Here is a 14,574-nt window from a genome sequence, read left to right on the forward strand (position 1 = left end):
CATCGGAAAACAGGACCTCGGCATGAGCATTGATCGCGAACTGCAGACCCGTGCGGACGGGAAGTGCGAGCTGTGCGGTGCTACAGAGACGCTTTCGACCTTGGCAGTCGGACCGGACGCGGATGGCACGGCAGCGACTTCGGTTCTGGTTTGCGAGACCTGCGGTGACCAGATCAGCGCGACTTCGGACCCCGATGCCAGCCATCTGCGTTGCCTGAATGAAAGCGCCTGGAGCCAGGTACCAGCTGTTCAAGTTACCGCTTGGCGGCTTTTGTCCCGCATGGGCGACGAAGCCTGGGCGCGTGAATTGCTGGAGATGATTTATCTCGACGATGAAACGCTTGCCTGGGCAAAAGCCGGCATGGCGGCAGGAACGAACGGCGACACTGTCATCCACAAGGATACTCACGGCGCGGTTCTGTCTGCCGGAGACACCGTGACCCTGATCAAGGACCTCAAGGTCAAGGGCGCGAACTTTACGGCCAAGCGGGGCACTGCGGTTCGCAATATCGCTCTGGTGCCGGACAATGCCGGACAGATTGAGGGACGCGTCAACGACCAGCGAATTGTGATCCTGACCGAGTTCGTTAAGAAGGCCTGACCTCAACCGGCGGCCTCCTGACACAAGGCAAGAAACACAAAACGGCGCTCAGATCATCTGGCGCCGTTTTCATTTTTCAGATCAAAATGATCACGTCCGTTCGGGACGAAGTCTTACCTTATCGCCGATTGAGCGGCAGATCTGCCAGTTCGCGCTGGGTCATGCGCTGAACCATCGGATGAGACATCGGATCGGTCCGGTCGTAAGACTGGAAGCGGGTGGGAGAGCCCATATAGCGTGTGAACAGTTTCATCATGAGTTTCATTCCTTTTATTTTTCTTGCGTTGCCAAACCCCGTATGGATTTAGCTATGCTCTTAAAATAGGAGCTTTTTCGCGAATTAAAATCGACTTCTTCTGTTTTTTGCTTTAGTTTTTCTAAAATGAATGATCTCAATCGCATCCATCTTTCCGGCCTGCGTGCCGTTGAGGCTGTCGGGCGCCTTGGAAGCCTCAAGGCGGCTGCCGAAGAGCTTGGCGTAACCATGGGCGCCGTGAGCCAGCAACTGCAAAAGACAGAAGCCCAATTGGGGGTAACGCTGTTCGAGCGGCAAAATCGTGCCCTTGTTCCCACCCCGCATTTGAAGGCCATGCAGCCGCACCTCACCTCGGCCATGTCATCGCTGTCGACAGCGGTCGCCGTTACCCGGCGTGGACGCGAAGATGCCTTGACGATCTCCGTCGCGCCGGTCTTTGCGGGCAAGTGGCTGGTCTGGCACCTGAAGACCTTCAACAAGGCCAATCCGGATGTACGGGTTCGCGTTGAGGCCACCAACAAGCTGGTCGATCCAAACACCAGCGACATCGATCTTTGCATCCGTGTGGGACGGGGTCCCTATCCCGGCCTTCGGGCGGAGAAGCTCCTGAGCCAGCGTGTGTTCCCGGTTTGCAGCCCCGCTCTTGCCAAACATATCCGCACGCCGGCCGATATCTGCAAGCTGCCCATCATTCAGGATCAGGATCAGAACAACGACTGGAAGACCTGGTTCGGTCACTTCGGGCTAGAGGTCACCTTGCCGGAGGACGGTCCATCCTATTCTGACGGCGCTCTGTGTCTGGATGCAGCCATTGCCGGCCAAGGGGTCTTTCTTGCGTGGGAAACCCTTGCTGTTTATGCGGTGAAGACCGGCCAGCTGATTTCGCCATTCCCCGACCGCCCTGCGACAGGCCTGTTCTACTGGCTGATCACTGGTTCCACAGCACCGCAGACAAATGCCAAGCGCGCCTTCTCCAAATGGCTCAAGGAAGAACTGCAGGAGTCGATTGGCCGCCAGAAAGGCAGCGATGTGGTTGTAGACCCCGCTCAGATCCCGAAGATCGGATAAAGGCAGGGCTTGCCTTTCCCGACCGTCTTTGTAGAGTGCGCGGCATGAACACTTTGGGTCGCCACGACAATACTGCCCTTGAACGCGCAAATCCTGCGCGGCAGATCCGTCTTGTCGAACTGCAGGGCCCTGCCTGCGGACGATTTATACGCTGAGCCCTTTCACATCCTCGACATCTTCGCGCAAATCAGATGCGCGAGAGAGTAGCGGATGTACATTTTTCTGATAAAACACCGAACCACTCCCGTTTGACACCAAACGCGATCATTCGCGACAGGACGCACGAAGACCGCATGTCCCAACTAGACACTCTCAAATCCGAACTTCTGGCTGCGATTGAAGGCGCCGGAACCGAAGCCGCTCTTGAAGAGATCCGTGTCTCCGCACTCGGCAAGAAGGGCAGCATTTCCGAGCAGATGAAAACACTCGGCAAGATGAGCCCGGAAGGGCGCAAGACCATGGGTCCTGCCCTCAACGCGCTGAAGTCCGACGTCACCGACGCCATTGCCGCTCGCAAGACCGTTCTTGAGGAATCCGCCCTTGAGGCCCGCCTGCAGAGCGAGACCGTCGATGTTACCTTGCCGCTGCGTGCTTCCCCTGTGGAAACGGGCCGCATTCACCCGGTCAGCCAGGTGATCGACGAACTGACGGCGATCTTCGCCGACATGGGCTTTTCCGTTGCCGAAGGGCCGGACATTGAGACCGATGAACTAAACTTCACCGCGCTCAACTTCCCCGAAGGCCACCCGGCGCGCGAGATGCACGACACGTTCTTCTTCAACCCCAAGGAAGACGGCGAACGTCTGCTGCTTCGCACCCATACGTCGCCGGTGCAGATCCGCACGATGCGCAGCCAGCAGCCGCCGACCCGCGTGATCATTCCGGGCCGGACCTATCGTTGCGACAGTGACCAGACCCATACACCAATGTTCCATCAGGTCGAAGGGCTTGTGATCGACAAGGGATCGCATTTCGGTCACCTGAAGTGGATCCTGGAAGAATTCTGCAAGGCCTTCTTCGAGGTCGACAACATCAAGATGCGCTTCCGCCCGTCCTTCTTCCCCTTCACGGAACCGTCCATGGAGGTCGATATTCAGTGCGATCGTTCTGGCGGCGAAGTGAAGATCGGCGAAGGCAGCGACTGGCTGGAAATTCTTGGCTGCGGCATGGTTCATCCGAACGTCATCCGCAATTGCGGCCTCGATCCAGACGAGTATCAGGGCTTTGCGTGGGGCATGGGCATCGACCGCATCGCCATGCTGAAATACGGCATGCCGGACCTGCGTGACTTCTTTGATGCGGACGTGCGCTGGGTCCAGCACTACGGCTTCCGCCCGCTTGATCTTCCGACCCTGTTCGGCGGCCTGTCCTCGTGATCGCCGCGTTTCCAATTCGAAGAAGACCTTTTTCCATGCCGCTTCTATCCAGATTGATTGCAACCCTGCTGTTGACCTTCATGGCCTCTGCAGCACTTGCGCAGACCGCCGATCAGGACACCCGTGTCGCAACACCGACTTCCTTCATGGAGGCCTGTGCCGACAAGATCGAGAACCGGGGACGCCTGCGGTTCTGTGGCGAGTACTTCCGCGAAAAGCTGGGCACACAGGCTGATGCCCTGCTGTATCTTCGCGACCGCATCACCGGCCTGCGTGCCTCTCACGAAGAGGCCGCCGCCGAGAAATACAAGAGCTTCCTGTCCGCGATCTATATCGTCGCCTTTCTGACGATCTGTTCCATGGTTCTGGTTGCCAGCGACCGCCGGATCGGTGGCACGGCGAAATGGGCCAGCCTTGCAAGTTCGGCGGCTCTTTTTGTGATGATCGTCGTGGTCGCCATTGGCTGGCTCGGCAAGTATCGCGCCGAATATGCGGCGCAGATCGAACTGGGCATGCTGCGTGACCGGATCGAGACCGAAGCGGCACAGGCGATTTCGACAGGCCGCCAGATTACCCCGGAGCTGGTGCAGAGCTGGACCATCGAAATGTCGGAAATCGGTCGGCGTTTTGCGCAGAACTATGCCGAGGCCTCGACCCTGCCGGACATGGAACGATTTAGCGGCAACTGACCGCGAGCTGAACCGAAATTCAGGCTGGCAGGAAGGCTGACAAAGCCGCCGCAGCCCTAGGACACGAAAAGAGCTGAACCGATGAAATTCACCTTGTCCTGGCTCAAGGACCACCTTGAGACCGATGCAAGCCTCGACGAGATCGTCGAAAAACTGACCATGATCGGCCTTGAAGTCGAGGAAGTCACCAATCGCGCCGACCGCCTGAAGCCCTTCCGGATTGCCAAGGTCGTCGATGCCGAACAGCATCCGAACGCCGACCGCCTGCGCGTTCTGAAAGTGGATGCAGGCGACGGAGAGCTGTTGCAGATTGTGTGCGGCGCACCGAATGCCCGCAAGGGGCTTGTCGGTGTTCTCGGTCGCCCCGGCGACTATGTGCCCGGCCTTGATGTCACTCTCTCTGTCGGCAAAATCCGCGACGTGGAAAGCTTCGGCATGATGTGCTCGGAGCGGGAGCTGGAGCTTTCAGAAGAGCATGATGGCATCATCGATCTGCCGGAAGACGCTCCGGTTGGCGAAAGCTATGCCAAGTGGATGGGCCTTGACGATCCGATCATCGAAATCGGACTGACCCCCAACCGCCCGGATTGTACCGGCGTCTATGGTATTGCGCGTGATCTGGCGGCTGCCGGTCTCGGCAAGCTCAAGGAACGCCCGCACAACCAGACCCGTGGCACGTTCCCTTGCCCGACCAATGTTCGTCTGGATTTCGGCGACACGCCTGCGCTTTGCAAGGCCTTCGGCCTTCGGCTGGTCAAGGGTGTCAAGAATGGTCCATCCCCGAAATGGATGCAGGACCGTCTGGTTGCCATCGGTCTTCGCCCCATCAATACGCTGGTCGACATCACCAACTACATGACCTTCGATCAGGGTCGGCCGCTGCATGTGTTTGATGCCGATAAGGTTGCCGGTGACCTCGTCGTGCGGCGCGGCCATGCTGGCGAGACCATCGAGGGCCTCAATGGCAAGACCTACACGGTCGATGAGACCATGTGCGTGATTGCCGATGACAATGCGGTTGAGAGCCTCGGCGGCATTCTGGGCGGCGAGATTTCAGGCTGCACGGACGAGACAACCAACGTACTGATCGAATCTGCTCTTTGGGACGAGAACGGCATTGCCGCAACGGGTCGCAAGCTCGGCGTGAACACGGATGCCCGTTATCGTTTCGAGCGCGGTGTTGATCCAAACTACATGCTGCCGGGACTGGAAGCTGCGACGAAGCTCGTTGTCGACCTGTGCGGCGGCGAAGCCTCGCAGATCACGCAGGCCGGGGAAGTGCCGGACACGAGCCGCATCATCGATTTCCCTTATGCGGAAGTGAAGCGGCTGTCCGGTATCGATGCTCCGGTTCCCGAGATGAACCTTGTGCTGAAGTCTCTCGGCTTCTGGATCACCGGCTCCGGCGACACCGTCAAGGTTGCCCCGCCAAGCTGGCGCCCGGACATCGAGGGCAAGGCCGATCTGGTGGAAGAGATCGTCCGCATCCTCGGTCTCGACCGTGTTCCGTCAACGCCGCTGCCGCGGACCGATACGGTGACCGCTCAGGTGCTGACACCGGGGCAGATCCGTCGTTCCCGCGCCCGCCGCTCCCTGGCGTCTCGCGGCATGAACGAGGCCGTCACCTGGTCCTTCATCTCACACGATCAGGCCGTCCTGTTCGGTGGTGGAGCAGACGCGCTTGTGCTGGCAAACCCGATTTCCTCGGACATGTCGGACATGCGCCCGACGCTTCTTGCCGGGCTTTTGACAGCCGCCCAGCGCAATGCAGACCGCGGCTTCCCGGATGCGGCCCTTTTTGAGGTCGGACAGGTGTTCCTCGGCGACAAGCCGGAAGATCAGAAGATGGTGGCAGCAGGGGTGCGTCGTGGCAGCGCGGCTCACGAAGGCTCTGGACGCCATTGGGCAGGCTCTGCTGACGCAGTGTCGGTGTTCGATGCCAAGGCCGATGCAGAAGCCGCACTGGCCGCCATCGGCGCGCCTGTCGACAAGCTGCAGGTTTACCGCGACGCCCCGGACTATTTCCATCCCGGCCGCTCCGGCGCGTTGAAGCTTGGCCCGAAGAACACGCTGGCCGTCTTCGGGGAGGTTCATCCGCGCACTCTCAAGGCTCTCGACGTGGACGGCCCTGTTGTTGCGTTCGAGATCTATCTGGATGCCCTGCCGCAGCCGAAAAACAAGGCAACCCGTTCAAAGGGCCAGCTGCAGTCTTCGGACCTGATGCCGGTACGCCGCGACTTTGCCTTTGTCGTCAATGACGACGTGGATGCGGAAACACTGCTGAAGGCAGCTCGTGGAGCAGACAAGGCCCTCGTCAAGGACGTGACCCTGTTTGACGTCTACAAGGGCAAGGGCGTGGATGGGAGCCAGAAATCGCTGGCAATCGACGTGTTGCTGCAGCCGGTCAAGAAGACCCTCACAGAGGAAGATATTGACGCGGTTTCGAAGAAGATCATTGCGTCAGTCGAGAAGGCAACGGGTGGAACCCTGCGCGGCTAAAGCGTTTCCAGGCGATATGGACACCTGTTCGCCGTTAGGAAACACGCAAATCAAGTATTTAGAGCGCGTCGAGTCATTCAGTAAAAACGAGACGCGCTCTAGACGCAGCGCTCCAGCTTTAAAAACACGAAAGCCCCGGACAATATCCGGGGTTTTTTCATTCAAAATCCGCCACCAAAAATCGGCCGTTCTTCCTGACAGGTATAGCCGATGTGGCAACTTTTGTTGTCCTTGGTCGGCACAAAGGCACGGATCAGAAACTGCTTCTGGCTGACACAGAACTGACGGCTGGCAACGAAGCGATCATAGGTATTCGGCCCGGTATTCATCACCGCCGATCCCTTTTTCTTCACAAAGTCCCTAGCCTGCTCGCAACTCATGGACCGCGTATCAGGCCGCGCCTCGGCGCTTGTGGGGACTAGACTGCCCAAGACAGCCACAAGAACCACGACGGCGAGTACCATGCGCTTGACGCCATGGATAAAATAATCGCGTGTGAAAAAACGGGACATGGGAACTCCAATCATTATTCTCGATCATATGGACCGGAAATGGGTGGGATCAAGAGCACTGTCCCCAGAGAGGGAGTTAAAGGAAACCAATTTCACTTGCCAGCCTGCGAGCCGCAAGTGGGGCTAATATTACGCCCGGATGAAGGACAAATGTCCATAGGTTGTCGAACCCGGCAGCCCTGTGTGTCATAGGCCAATGGGTCCGTGGCATTGGGCGTCCGGAGATCCGGACCGATTCAATATCCAAACGGCCCTCAAGATCATTGAACGTTGCCAGCAGACCTGCTTTGGCCTTCGAAGCAACAGCGGCCTCGTTCAACCCCACGGCATCTTCGGCCACCTGCAATCTACCGTCCTGCAGCTGGCGCACCTCGACGTTTGGTGCGCAGATGATTTCCTCTAACGAGAAACCCAGAACTTTCTCGAGCCGAACAAGAGCAGCTGGAGACACATCAACCGGGTCCTCAATGCCAAGGGGGGCAAGCAACGGTTTCATTCTGGTGCCGTTGGCAAGAACAAGGGCGTCCGCCTTGAGAGTAAGATCTCGCGTCCGCACGCCCGACACCCTTCCGTTCTCCTCCAAAATCCCGATTATTTTCGTATTGAAGAGGGCCTGACACCCAAAACTCCCGGCAAGTTTTAACAACAACTCCGTCGCCGCCACCGTATCAAGCACCCCGTCCCTTTCCAGCAAGGCTGCATATTCAGGTACATCTCGAAGACGAGGTATCTTGCGTTTCAATTCGCCAGCTCCGACACGGCGAATTGCAGCACCCGCTTGATTGTGCTTTTGAAAGAAGCACTCCGTTTCGTCAGCTGTCTTTTCCCAAATCAACGAGGCAGTCTGTCGGAAAGGCCAATCTCCCCCAAAGTCTCGACCCCATTGGTAGTGAGCCTCCAAGGCTTCCTGCCTGAGTGCGTAAAGGGCCGGGTTTTCTTCAGGCTCCACTCCGATGGCGGCGTTTATCCAACCCATTGCGCTGGATGTCACCCCACCGGCCGGGCCATTTAATTCCTCTACAACAACGACTTCATGACCTGCTTTGGCCAATTCGAAGGCGATCGAAGCCCCGCAAATGCCGCTTCCAACGACCACTGCCCTCATTCAGGTTTCTCGCTTCGCTTTTTCCAGTTCATTCCAAAGATCTATCATGCCCGGTCGTGGAACGGCCATGAACGAGCCATGAAATCCAAAACCACAGGCCCTTTGTTGTCACGAGTGAATCAGCTAACGTCCAAAGAACAAACAGGGGGTAAAGCATGCTAGCCGCACGAGCCGATTCTGCCGTTTACGATTGGGCGCGCCTTGCTGATCCTTATCGGGCAAGCGAGGACGAGCGTGCAGATGCCCTGCGGCACATCATCCGCTCGGTTCCGGTTCTGATGGACATCCTGACGTCGATAAAGCAGCTTGCCCTTCCTGACTGCTGGCTGGTTTCCGGAGCCATCTACCAGACGACGTGGAATGTGATCACCGGCTGCCCTCGCGACCATGGGCTGAAGGACTATGACATCGTTTATTTCGATGGCGCGGACCTCTCTTATGAGGCTGAGGATTTGGTGATCCGCAAGGTGGAGCAGGCCCTGCCGCATCTGGCGTCAAAGATCGAGACCCGCAATCAGGCGCGGGTGCATCTGTGGTATGAAAAGCGCTTTGGCCGGACTTACCAGCCTCTCGACTGCACATTGTCCAGTCTGGTCACATATGCTGCCAAGACACATGCAGTCGCAGCGAGATTTGGAGCCGAAGACGCCATAGAGCTCCATGCGCCATTCGGGCTGACAAATCTGTTTGCCATGCGTCTTGTTCCGAATGCCGTGACCGACAACAAGCAGACATACGATGAAAAAGGCGCAAGGATGAAGGCGATTTGGCCCGAATTGACAGTAGAGTCGTGGCCTGAGGCCTAGGATGTCTGGATTCCTGCTCGTCGTCAGGACGCCGCTTTAAGAGCCTTGGTCGCTATCAGTTCTGCCCGAACAAGACCACGCACCGAATTCCCGACATAGAGGGCATCGGCTGTTTCCAGATCCCTCAAGGTGAGATCAGCCTCAAACGCCAAACGATTGTCGAGGAGCGCTTCCCGGAAGGTTCCCGGCAAAAGCCCATGCTCCAGCGCCGGCGTCAAAAGACGACCGTCGCGCTCAATAAACACGTTTGTAAAACTGCCTTCCGTGACATGGCCGTTTTCGTTCAGGAACAGGACCTCCTGACAGCCGAACTCGCCTGCCATTTTCTCCCGCGTCCTGTCGTAGAACTGTCGCACGGTGGTCTTGTGGAAGAGATAGGGATCGGATGAGGACACATTTTGGTCCGCGATGCAGACTTTCCAAAGTGCAGGAGACTGGTCCTCGGTGAGCGGAACCGACGTGATGTTCACGCCGCCATCTGCATCAAGCAGCAGCCGCACACGACGAGGGCCGGTTGCCTCGCTGACATGCACGCGCAATTGTTCGCGAACGTCCTTTTCCTCAACAGGATAGCCAAAGTAATCGGCCGAAGCTTGCAGGCGTGCCATATGGCGCTCCAGCAGAGCGAGGCCTTCATCAGGTCGGTAGAGCAGTGTCTCGATCAACTGCACTTCCGGCATGTCGGCAGAGAGGAATTTCAGTTTCAGCGCACATTCGTCGAACTCCGGCCCTGCACCGGAATCAAACACGACGCCCGACCCTGTTCCCGCAACACCGGTGCCGTCGGTCTTCAGATCAAGCGTTCTGATCGCCACATTGAAGCGAAAGTCGCCGCTTGGCTTCATTGCGCCGATGGAGCCGGTGTAGACACCGCGCGGCGAAGTTTCCAGACGACGGGCGATCTGCATCGCGCTGAGCTTGGGAGCGCCCGTGATCGAGCCACAGGGGAACAACCGCTCAATGATCTTCGGGAAGTGGACTCCCTCTTCCAACACGCCCTCGATTGTCGAGGTCATCTGGTGAACCGTGCGATAGCGTTCCACCTCGCAAAGGCTTCTCACCTTGACCGATCCCGGTTCGCAGATGCGCGAGAGGTCATTGCGCATCAGATCCACAATCATCGTGTTTTCCGCACGCTGCTTGGGGTCTGTCGAGAGTGCACGGGCGATGGCGCGATCCTCGGCATTCGTCCGCCCGCGTCCCGCTGTGCCTTTCATGGGGCGTGTCACTAGCATCTTGCCGCTGCGCTCCAGAAAGAGCTCCGGCGACACGGACAGGATCGCCCGATCTTGCGTTTTCACGAAGGCGGCATGAGCAACAGGCTGACGCTGAAGCAGATCGAGAAAAAGGCGTTCGGGATTGTTCCCGTGAGAGATCTTGCCCCGGATCGTGAGGTTGACCTGGTAAATCTCTCCCTTGGCGAGATGGCCCTGCACTTTTGCGAAAGCTGCCTCGTACTGCTGGCGCGTCATGTCAAAACCGGTCAACCCCACAGACGATTGTTGGTCCTGTGAACAGCCGCGCAAAAGGCTTCGCGCTTCCGGCAAGCTTATCGTCGTCACGCGGTCATAAACACCGAACCAAAGAAGCGGATCGCCATTTCCCGACCAGACATCCGCAAGCTTCGGCTCGAACGCATAGCCAAGCTCATAGGCGAGATATCCGGCGACATGAGCACCCGACGCCCGTGCCGCATCGACGGCGTCCAGGGCTGCAGGCACCTCTTTGAGGTCATGACAGGTAATGATGCGGAGGGGAGCTTCGAAAAGTTCTGCTGTGCGAGCCTCAAGGGCATCGACCAACAGAACGGTGCCCGGAAGCAGCTCCCTTTCAGCCATGCAAGTTGCGCTCAATCTCTTCACCGACGCCATTCAGGCAACAGAAAGCCAGCAGTTGCGAACCGGTTCTGTCACTTCAGGGTCGGCAAATGGCACCCATGCGACCTTGGGTCAAGGTTTCAGTGCTCACGAATGGGCGATCCCGCACACATGTTTGGAGGACACGGGCGCGGGATCGCGGGGCGCGGGGCTCTTGTGTGCGGGTTGGTGCTTGTCAGGCTGCCTTGACTTGCGTGAGGAACGCTTCGATTGACCGGCGCATCTCGCCAGCCTCCCGCTCCAGAAACTCTGCAGCATTGGAGACCGTCTGGGCTGAACTTGTCGTCCGATGTATCGCGTTGGAAACAGCGTTGATGCTCTCGTTGACGCGAGCCGAACCGGATACCGTGTCACCGAGATTTCTGGTGATCTGCACATTGAGTTCGTTCTGCTGTTCGATCGAATCCGCGATCTTGTTCGTGCAGGTACTAACCTCTTCCATCGTGGTGGAAATGGAGACAATGGCGTCCACGACCTCTCGTGTTTCCTCCTGAATGGCAGAGATCTGGGACCCGATTTCCTCTGTTGCCTTGGAGGTCTGCATGGCGAGATCCTTGACCTCTGCAGCCACGACGGCAAAACCCTTGCCCGCTTCTCCGGCGCGCGCTGCTTCGATCGTTGCATTGAGAGCCAGAAGATTGGTCTGTTCGGCAATTGCCTGAATAAGGGTAACCACCTCACCAATACGGTTGGCGGCCTCTGCTAGCCCGCCAACCTTTTCGTTGCTCTTCTCTGCACCCCTGGCCGCCGTGACAACGATATCCTTTGCCTGCCCTACCTGACCGTAGACATCGTTGATTGCCTGAGACAGTTCCTCTGCAGCGGAAGCCACGGCACTGGAATTGGCAGATGCAAGCTCGGAGGCCTGCGAGGCTTGACGAACCTGTCCGGAAGTAAGGTCCGCAACGTCTCCTAGATCGCTGGAGGCGTTGCGCATTTCCGACACTTGCGCAAATACCGCGTCCAGACGGCCTTCGATTTCAGACCGAAATGCATCGATTGCCTCGCCGACCCGCTTTTGCTGCTCCTGTTGCTTCTTTCGGGATTGGGCTTCAACATCCTGCAGTGCAAGCGATTTGCGATGCGCTTCCTCAAGGTTTTCCTTGGCCTGATCGTTCTTGGTCATCAACGCGCCAAGCCGTGTCACAGCAAGACTGAGCGCGCCCAATTGGGCGGCCACCACGACTGCATGGAACACAACCCGGGACAGGTCGGCTCCGTTCGGGAATACCAGGGTCGGATAGACAAAATTCAGGACCAGATGATGCAGAGCCACGAAGGCCGCATAGGCAACCAGTGGTCGCCAGTCGACCCAACCAGCCAGAACTGCAAAGACCACGAAGAAATACATGTGACCATCAAGCTGCAGTGAGTTTGCCTGATCGGGCGTAGACAGGGCACCGACAAAAAGGGAGACCAGTGCAGCCAACGTGATCCCGCTTATCATCCTCGTCTCACTTCGGATTCCAAGCCGCATCCAGGTCGCTGTTGCAACAGCCGCCAAGACAAGTGCACTTCCGGCGAAAATCGGGACAGATACATGTCCGACGATCCAGGCAGTCGCGATCACCAGAAGGGTATTGGCCCAAATCAGGTAAATCAGATAGAGCGACAAGGCTTTTCTAAGCTGGTCAACACTGGACGATTCCGTATTTTGCACTTCACTCATCTGTCAGTCTTTCCCGTGATGCCGATTAGCCTGATGCATGCCTGAGCAGCCAGCGCAGACGAAACAAATCCGGCTCCCTCGTCATAAAGACGCCGAATGAAGTCCTGATCTGTTGATTGGGTAATGGCGATACGACCGTTGCCGGAGGATGACAGGATGCTGCCACCTGCCCGCGCTATGACGGCTTCAGCCGGGACCGTGTTCCACGGCCCCTGAATAACGGCGACCTGCCCGTGTTGCGGCGGGAACAGCGGTGCGACCGCAACCATCACCCCTGCAAAGGCAAAGTACCCCAGCACCAATAAAGTCGATCGTTTTTGATTTGCCATGTAGCCTGTCCGATTTCGAATACAGGCTCGATCATTATGCTTAATACTTCCTGAAATGAAGAATAAACAACAATATATTTATAATTACTGTCATTTTATACGGCGCTTTATATCTTAAATACAAAATAATTATCATAATTTATACGCAACTACTCAAATAACACACCAACACCCTTCAGGATCTTACCCGTCCCCCCATTCCGCAGGGCATATTGCTGGTGATAATCATTGGCAAAATAGAAGTCGTCGCGCGCTGCAATTACCGTCGTTATCGTCGACTTTATACCTGCCTGTATCAGAGCGTCCTGATAGGCTTGCCGCGTCTCTTCCGCGACTGCAACACCCGCCTCATCGGCAACGTGGATCACGGACCTGAACTGGGTGCCCACATCATTTCCCTGCCGCATGCCCTGCGTCGGGTTGTGCTTCTCCCAGAATATTTTCAAAATAGCGCGCAGTGACAAGCGGGCTGGATCATATATGACACGCACCACTTCCGCATGACCTGTTCGCCCCGTGCCGACTTCGTTATAGGTCGGGTTGGGCGTGTGACCGCCGGAAAAACCGGCTGCAGTCATGAGCACGCCCGGCAACCCCCAGAACAGGGGCTCTGCAGCCCAGAAGCTGCCCATGCCCAACACCACCCAGTTGCCCCCAGCCGGAACAGGCTCCGCAAGCGGGCGGTCCAGAAAGGCATGCTTTTCAGAGGGGACTGCAGGTTCTAATCGACCCGGCAGCGCCTCGCTCGGTGACGGTAATTCGAACTTCCTGCTCAGCATCGTCATGAACGACATGCGCAACCTCTCCGCGAGACCTGAAAACATCGGGTCATCTTAGGAAGATTGCGTTTGCCGTGACAAGCTTTGAAGAGGCGATCAGCCTAAAGAAGGATCAGGCGCAAACCGGGCGAGAGGTCCGGCGCGGCGCAGTGCTCCAGAGCAGGATCAGCGCCAGCGGACCGGTCACGGCCCAGACAGGCCAGGTCAGCAGGGTTTGAACGATCGGATCCCAGAGAACCGGGCTGACATGTCTTTGAATGACAGCCTGAGCAAGATTGAGTGTTTCGGGAGAGTAGCTGAACCATATCTGGCCGAATGGCCGAGCCATCAAGTCAGACTGGGCGATCGAGTAACTGCCATCTGCGATCAGCGCAATAACAGCAGTTGCCAGGAAGAAATAACCACCAGAGCGAAAAAGAAATCTGATTACCGACATAACTCTCTACTCCCGGACCAACGTCCGTACTTAGACACCTCAATCTGAACTGACCAGCCAACTCGCTTCACGGCCGCTTGAAACTCTCTGACCTCCCAAGCGAAGCGACCAAGAAGAAGAACTTCTACGTAAGATGCAGATGACAGCTTTCAATAACCTGCAAAGGCCAGAGTGGAGTTATGACTCAGAAATTAACGTTTTACCAGCGAGTCAAAATTCAAAATTCCGTCAGACCTGCGTGTGGTTGACGCGCTGATTTCGACGGAATTCAGCCGAAGTTTTCGGCACTGGCAGAAAACTTATCCACGCAACTGAAAAAACATGATGTTGCTATTGCACTCCAACCTTTCCTGAGTATATTGCGGGCCTCGCAGGCAAGCTTTTTGCCTCAACGGACAGGTGGCCGAGTGGCTGAAGGCGCACGCCTGGAACGCGTGTATACGGGCAACCGTATCGAGGGTTCGAATCCCTCTCTGTCCGCCATTTTCTTTTTCAAGCCATTGTATTTTCGAGATATTTTTATCGGGTAGGTTTTCAGCCCATCACTCAGCCCATCAATTGAATTGCATTTC

General features: G+C 57.0%; 14 protein-coding genes and 1 tRNA gene. 7 read left to right on the top strand and 8 right to left on the bottom strand.

The window, feature by feature from the left end; genetic code table 11:
- Positions 1–22 precede the first annotated feature (22 nt).
- Positions 23–601, top strand: a complete 579-nt coding sequence (locus F0155_RS23935) for a PhnA domain-containing protein (RefSeq protein WP_150525252.1) — start codon at positions 23–25, stop codon at positions 599–601.
- Positions 602–719: 118 nt separating this feature from the next.
- Here the strand turns inward: F0155_RS23935 and F0155_RS23600 are convergent, their stop codons facing one another.
- Entirely contained in the window at positions 720–857 is a 138-nt protein-coding gene (locus tag F0155_RS23600; RefSeq protein WP_192913819.1) for a hypothetical protein, read from the bottom strand.
- Between the two features lie 126 nt (positions 858–983).
- On the opposite strand from F0155_RS23600, the gene F0155_RS14550 reads away from it, so the two are divergent.
- The 4 genes from F0155_RS14550 (at position 984) to pheT (ending at position 6,489) form a co-directional block, all read left to right on the top strand.
- Positions 984–1,925, top strand: coding sequence for a LysR substrate-binding domain-containing protein (locus tag F0155_RS14550; protein ID WP_150525253.1), 942 nt, complete (start codon positions 984–986; stop codon positions 1,923–1,925).
- A 293-nt stretch (positions 1,926–2,218) separates the two neighbouring features.
- Entirely contained in the window at positions 2,219–3,301 is a 1,083-nt protein-coding gene (gene pheS, locus F0155_RS14555) for a phenylalanine--tRNA ligase subunit alpha (protein ID WP_150525254.1), read from the top strand.
- Between the two features lie 35 nt (positions 3,302–3,336).
- Positions 3,337–3,990 (top strand): phenylalanyl-tRNA synthetase subunit alpha, encoded by a 654-nt coding sequence (locus tag F0155_RS14560; RefSeq protein WP_150525255.1) that lies wholly within the window; start codon positions 3,337–3,339, stop codon positions 3,988–3,990.
- Positions 3,991–4,071: 81 nt separating this feature from the next.
- A complete protein-coding gene (gene pheT, locus F0155_RS14565) occupies positions 4,072–6,489 on the top strand; it encodes a phenylalanine--tRNA ligase subunit beta (protein ID WP_150525256.1) in 2,418 nt (805 codons plus the stop codon).
- 161 nt (positions 6,490–6,650) lie between these two features.
- Here pheT and F0155_RS14570 read toward each other — a convergent pair whose 3' ends face one another.
- Positions 6,651–7,001, bottom strand: coding sequence for a hypothetical protein (locus F0155_RS14570; RefSeq protein ID WP_150525257.1), 351 nt, complete (start codon positions 6,999–7,001; stop codon positions 6,651–6,653).
- Positions 7,002–7,077: 76 nt separating this feature from the next.
- Entirely contained in the window at positions 7,078–8,106 is a 1,029-nt protein-coding gene (locus F0155_RS14575; RefSeq protein ID WP_150525258.1) for an NAD(P)/FAD-dependent oxidoreductase, read from the bottom strand.
- 155 nt (positions 8,107–8,261) lie between these two features.
- Here F0155_RS14575 and F0155_RS14580 point away from each other — a divergent pair, with 155 nt between their 5' ends.
- Positions 8,262–8,912 (top strand): nucleotidyltransferase family protein, encoded by a 651-nt coding sequence (locus F0155_RS14580; protein ID WP_150525259.1) that lies wholly within the window; start codon positions 8,262–8,264, stop codon positions 8,910–8,912.
- 23 nt (positions 8,913–8,935) lie between these two features.
- Here F0155_RS14580 and pabB read toward each other — a convergent pair whose 3' ends face one another.
- From pabB to F0155_RS14605, 5 genes are all read right to left on the bottom strand, one after another.
- Entirely contained in the window at positions 8,936–10,750 is a 1,815-nt protein-coding gene (pabB, locus tag F0155_RS14585) for an aminodeoxychorismate synthase component I (RefSeq protein ID WP_150525260.1), read from the bottom strand.
- Between the two features lie 214 nt (positions 10,751–10,964).
- The gene (locus tag F0155_RS14590; protein ID WP_150525261.1) at positions 10,965–12,458 is read right to left on the bottom strand and encodes a methyl-accepting chemotaxis protein; all 1,494 of its coding nucleotides are present in this window, start codon (positions 12,456–12,458) and stop codon (positions 10,965–10,967) included.
- Positions 12,455–12,787: a hypothetical protein gene (locus F0155_RS14595; RefSeq protein WP_150525262.1), complete on the bottom strand. Its 333-nt coding sequence runs from the start codon at positions 12,785–12,787 to the stop codon at positions 12,455–12,457. Before F0155_RS14595 ends, F0155_RS14590 begins: the two co-directional genes overlap by 4 nt.
- Before the next feature lie 149 nt (positions 12,788–12,936).
- Complete coding sequence (gene msrA, locus F0155_RS14600) at positions 12,937–13,581, bottom strand: peptide-methionine (S)-S-oxide reductase MsrA (RefSeq protein WP_150525263.1); 645 nt, start codon at positions 13,579–13,581, stop codon at positions 12,937–12,939.
- 97 nt (positions 13,582–13,678) lie between these two features.
- Complete coding sequence (locus F0155_RS14605; protein WP_150525264.1) at positions 13,679–14,002, bottom strand: hypothetical protein; 324 nt, start codon at positions 14,000–14,002, stop codon at positions 13,679–13,681.
- 393 nt (positions 14,003–14,395) lie between these two features.
- Between F0155_RS14605 and F0155_RS14610 the strand changes: the two genes are divergently transcribed.
- Positions 14,396–14,485, top strand: a tRNA-Ser gene (locus F0155_RS14610).
- Positions 14,486–14,574: the final 89 nt, after the last annotated feature.

The sequence above is a fragment of the Roseibium sediminis genome (assembly GCF_008711325.1).
GTDB classification, from domain to species: Bacteria; Pseudomonadota; Alphaproteobacteria; order Rhizobiales; family Stappiaceae; genus Roseibium; species Roseibium sediminis.

Excerpts from the sequence above, each read along its gene's own strand:
- F0155_RS23935 (WP_150525252.1), top strand. The coding sequence starts at position 23 with ATGAGCATTGATCGCGAACTGCAGACCCGTGCGGACGGGAAGTGCGAG.
- F0155_RS23600 (WP_192913819.1), bottom strand. The coding sequence starts at position 857 with ATGATGAAACTGTTCACACGCTATATGGGCTCTCCCACCCGCTTCCAG.
- F0155_RS14550 (WP_150525253.1), top strand. The coding sequence starts at position 984 with ATGAATGATCTCAATCGCATCCATCTTTCCGGCCTGCGTGCCGTTGAG.
- pheS (WP_150525254.1), top strand. The coding sequence starts at position 2,219 with ATGTCCCAACTAGACACTCTCAAATCCGAACTTCTGGCTGCGATTGAA.
- F0155_RS14560 (WP_150525255.1), top strand. The coding sequence starts at position 3,337 with ATGCCGCTTCTATCCAGATTGATTGCAACCCTGCTGTTGACCTTCATG.
- pheT (WP_150525256.1), top strand. The coding sequence starts at position 4,072 with ATGAAATTCACCTTGTCCTGGCTCAAGGACCACCTTGAGACCGATGCA.
- F0155_RS14570 (WP_150525257.1), bottom strand. The coding sequence starts at position 7,001 with ATGTCCCGTTTTTTCACACGCGATTATTTTATCCATGGCGTCAAGCGC.
- F0155_RS14575 (WP_150525258.1), bottom strand. The coding sequence starts at position 8,106 with ATGAGGGCAGTGGTCGTTGGAAGCGGCATTTGCGGGGCTTCGATCGCC.
- F0155_RS14580 (WP_150525259.1), top strand. The coding sequence starts at position 8,262 with ATGCTAGCCGCACGAGCCGATTCTGCCGTTTACGATTGGGCGCGCCTT.
- pabB (WP_150525260.1), bottom strand. The coding sequence starts at position 10,750 with ATGGCTGAAAGGGAGCTGCTTCCGGGCACCGTTCTGTTGGTCGATGCC.
- F0155_RS14590 (WP_150525261.1), bottom strand. The coding sequence starts at position 12,458 with ATGAGTGAAGTGCAAAATACGGAATCGTCCAGTGTTGACCAGCTTAGA.
- F0155_RS14595 (WP_150525262.1), bottom strand. The coding sequence starts at position 12,787 with ATGGCAAATCAAAAACGATCGACTTTATTGGTGCTGGGGTACTTTGCC.
- msrA (WP_150525263.1), bottom strand. The coding sequence starts at position 13,581 with ATGTCGTTCATGACGATGCTGAGCAGGAAGTTCGAATTACCGTCACCG.
- F0155_RS14605 (WP_150525264.1), bottom strand. The coding sequence starts at position 14,002 with ATGTCGGTAATCAGATTTCTTTTTCGCTCTGGTGGTTATTTCTTCCTG.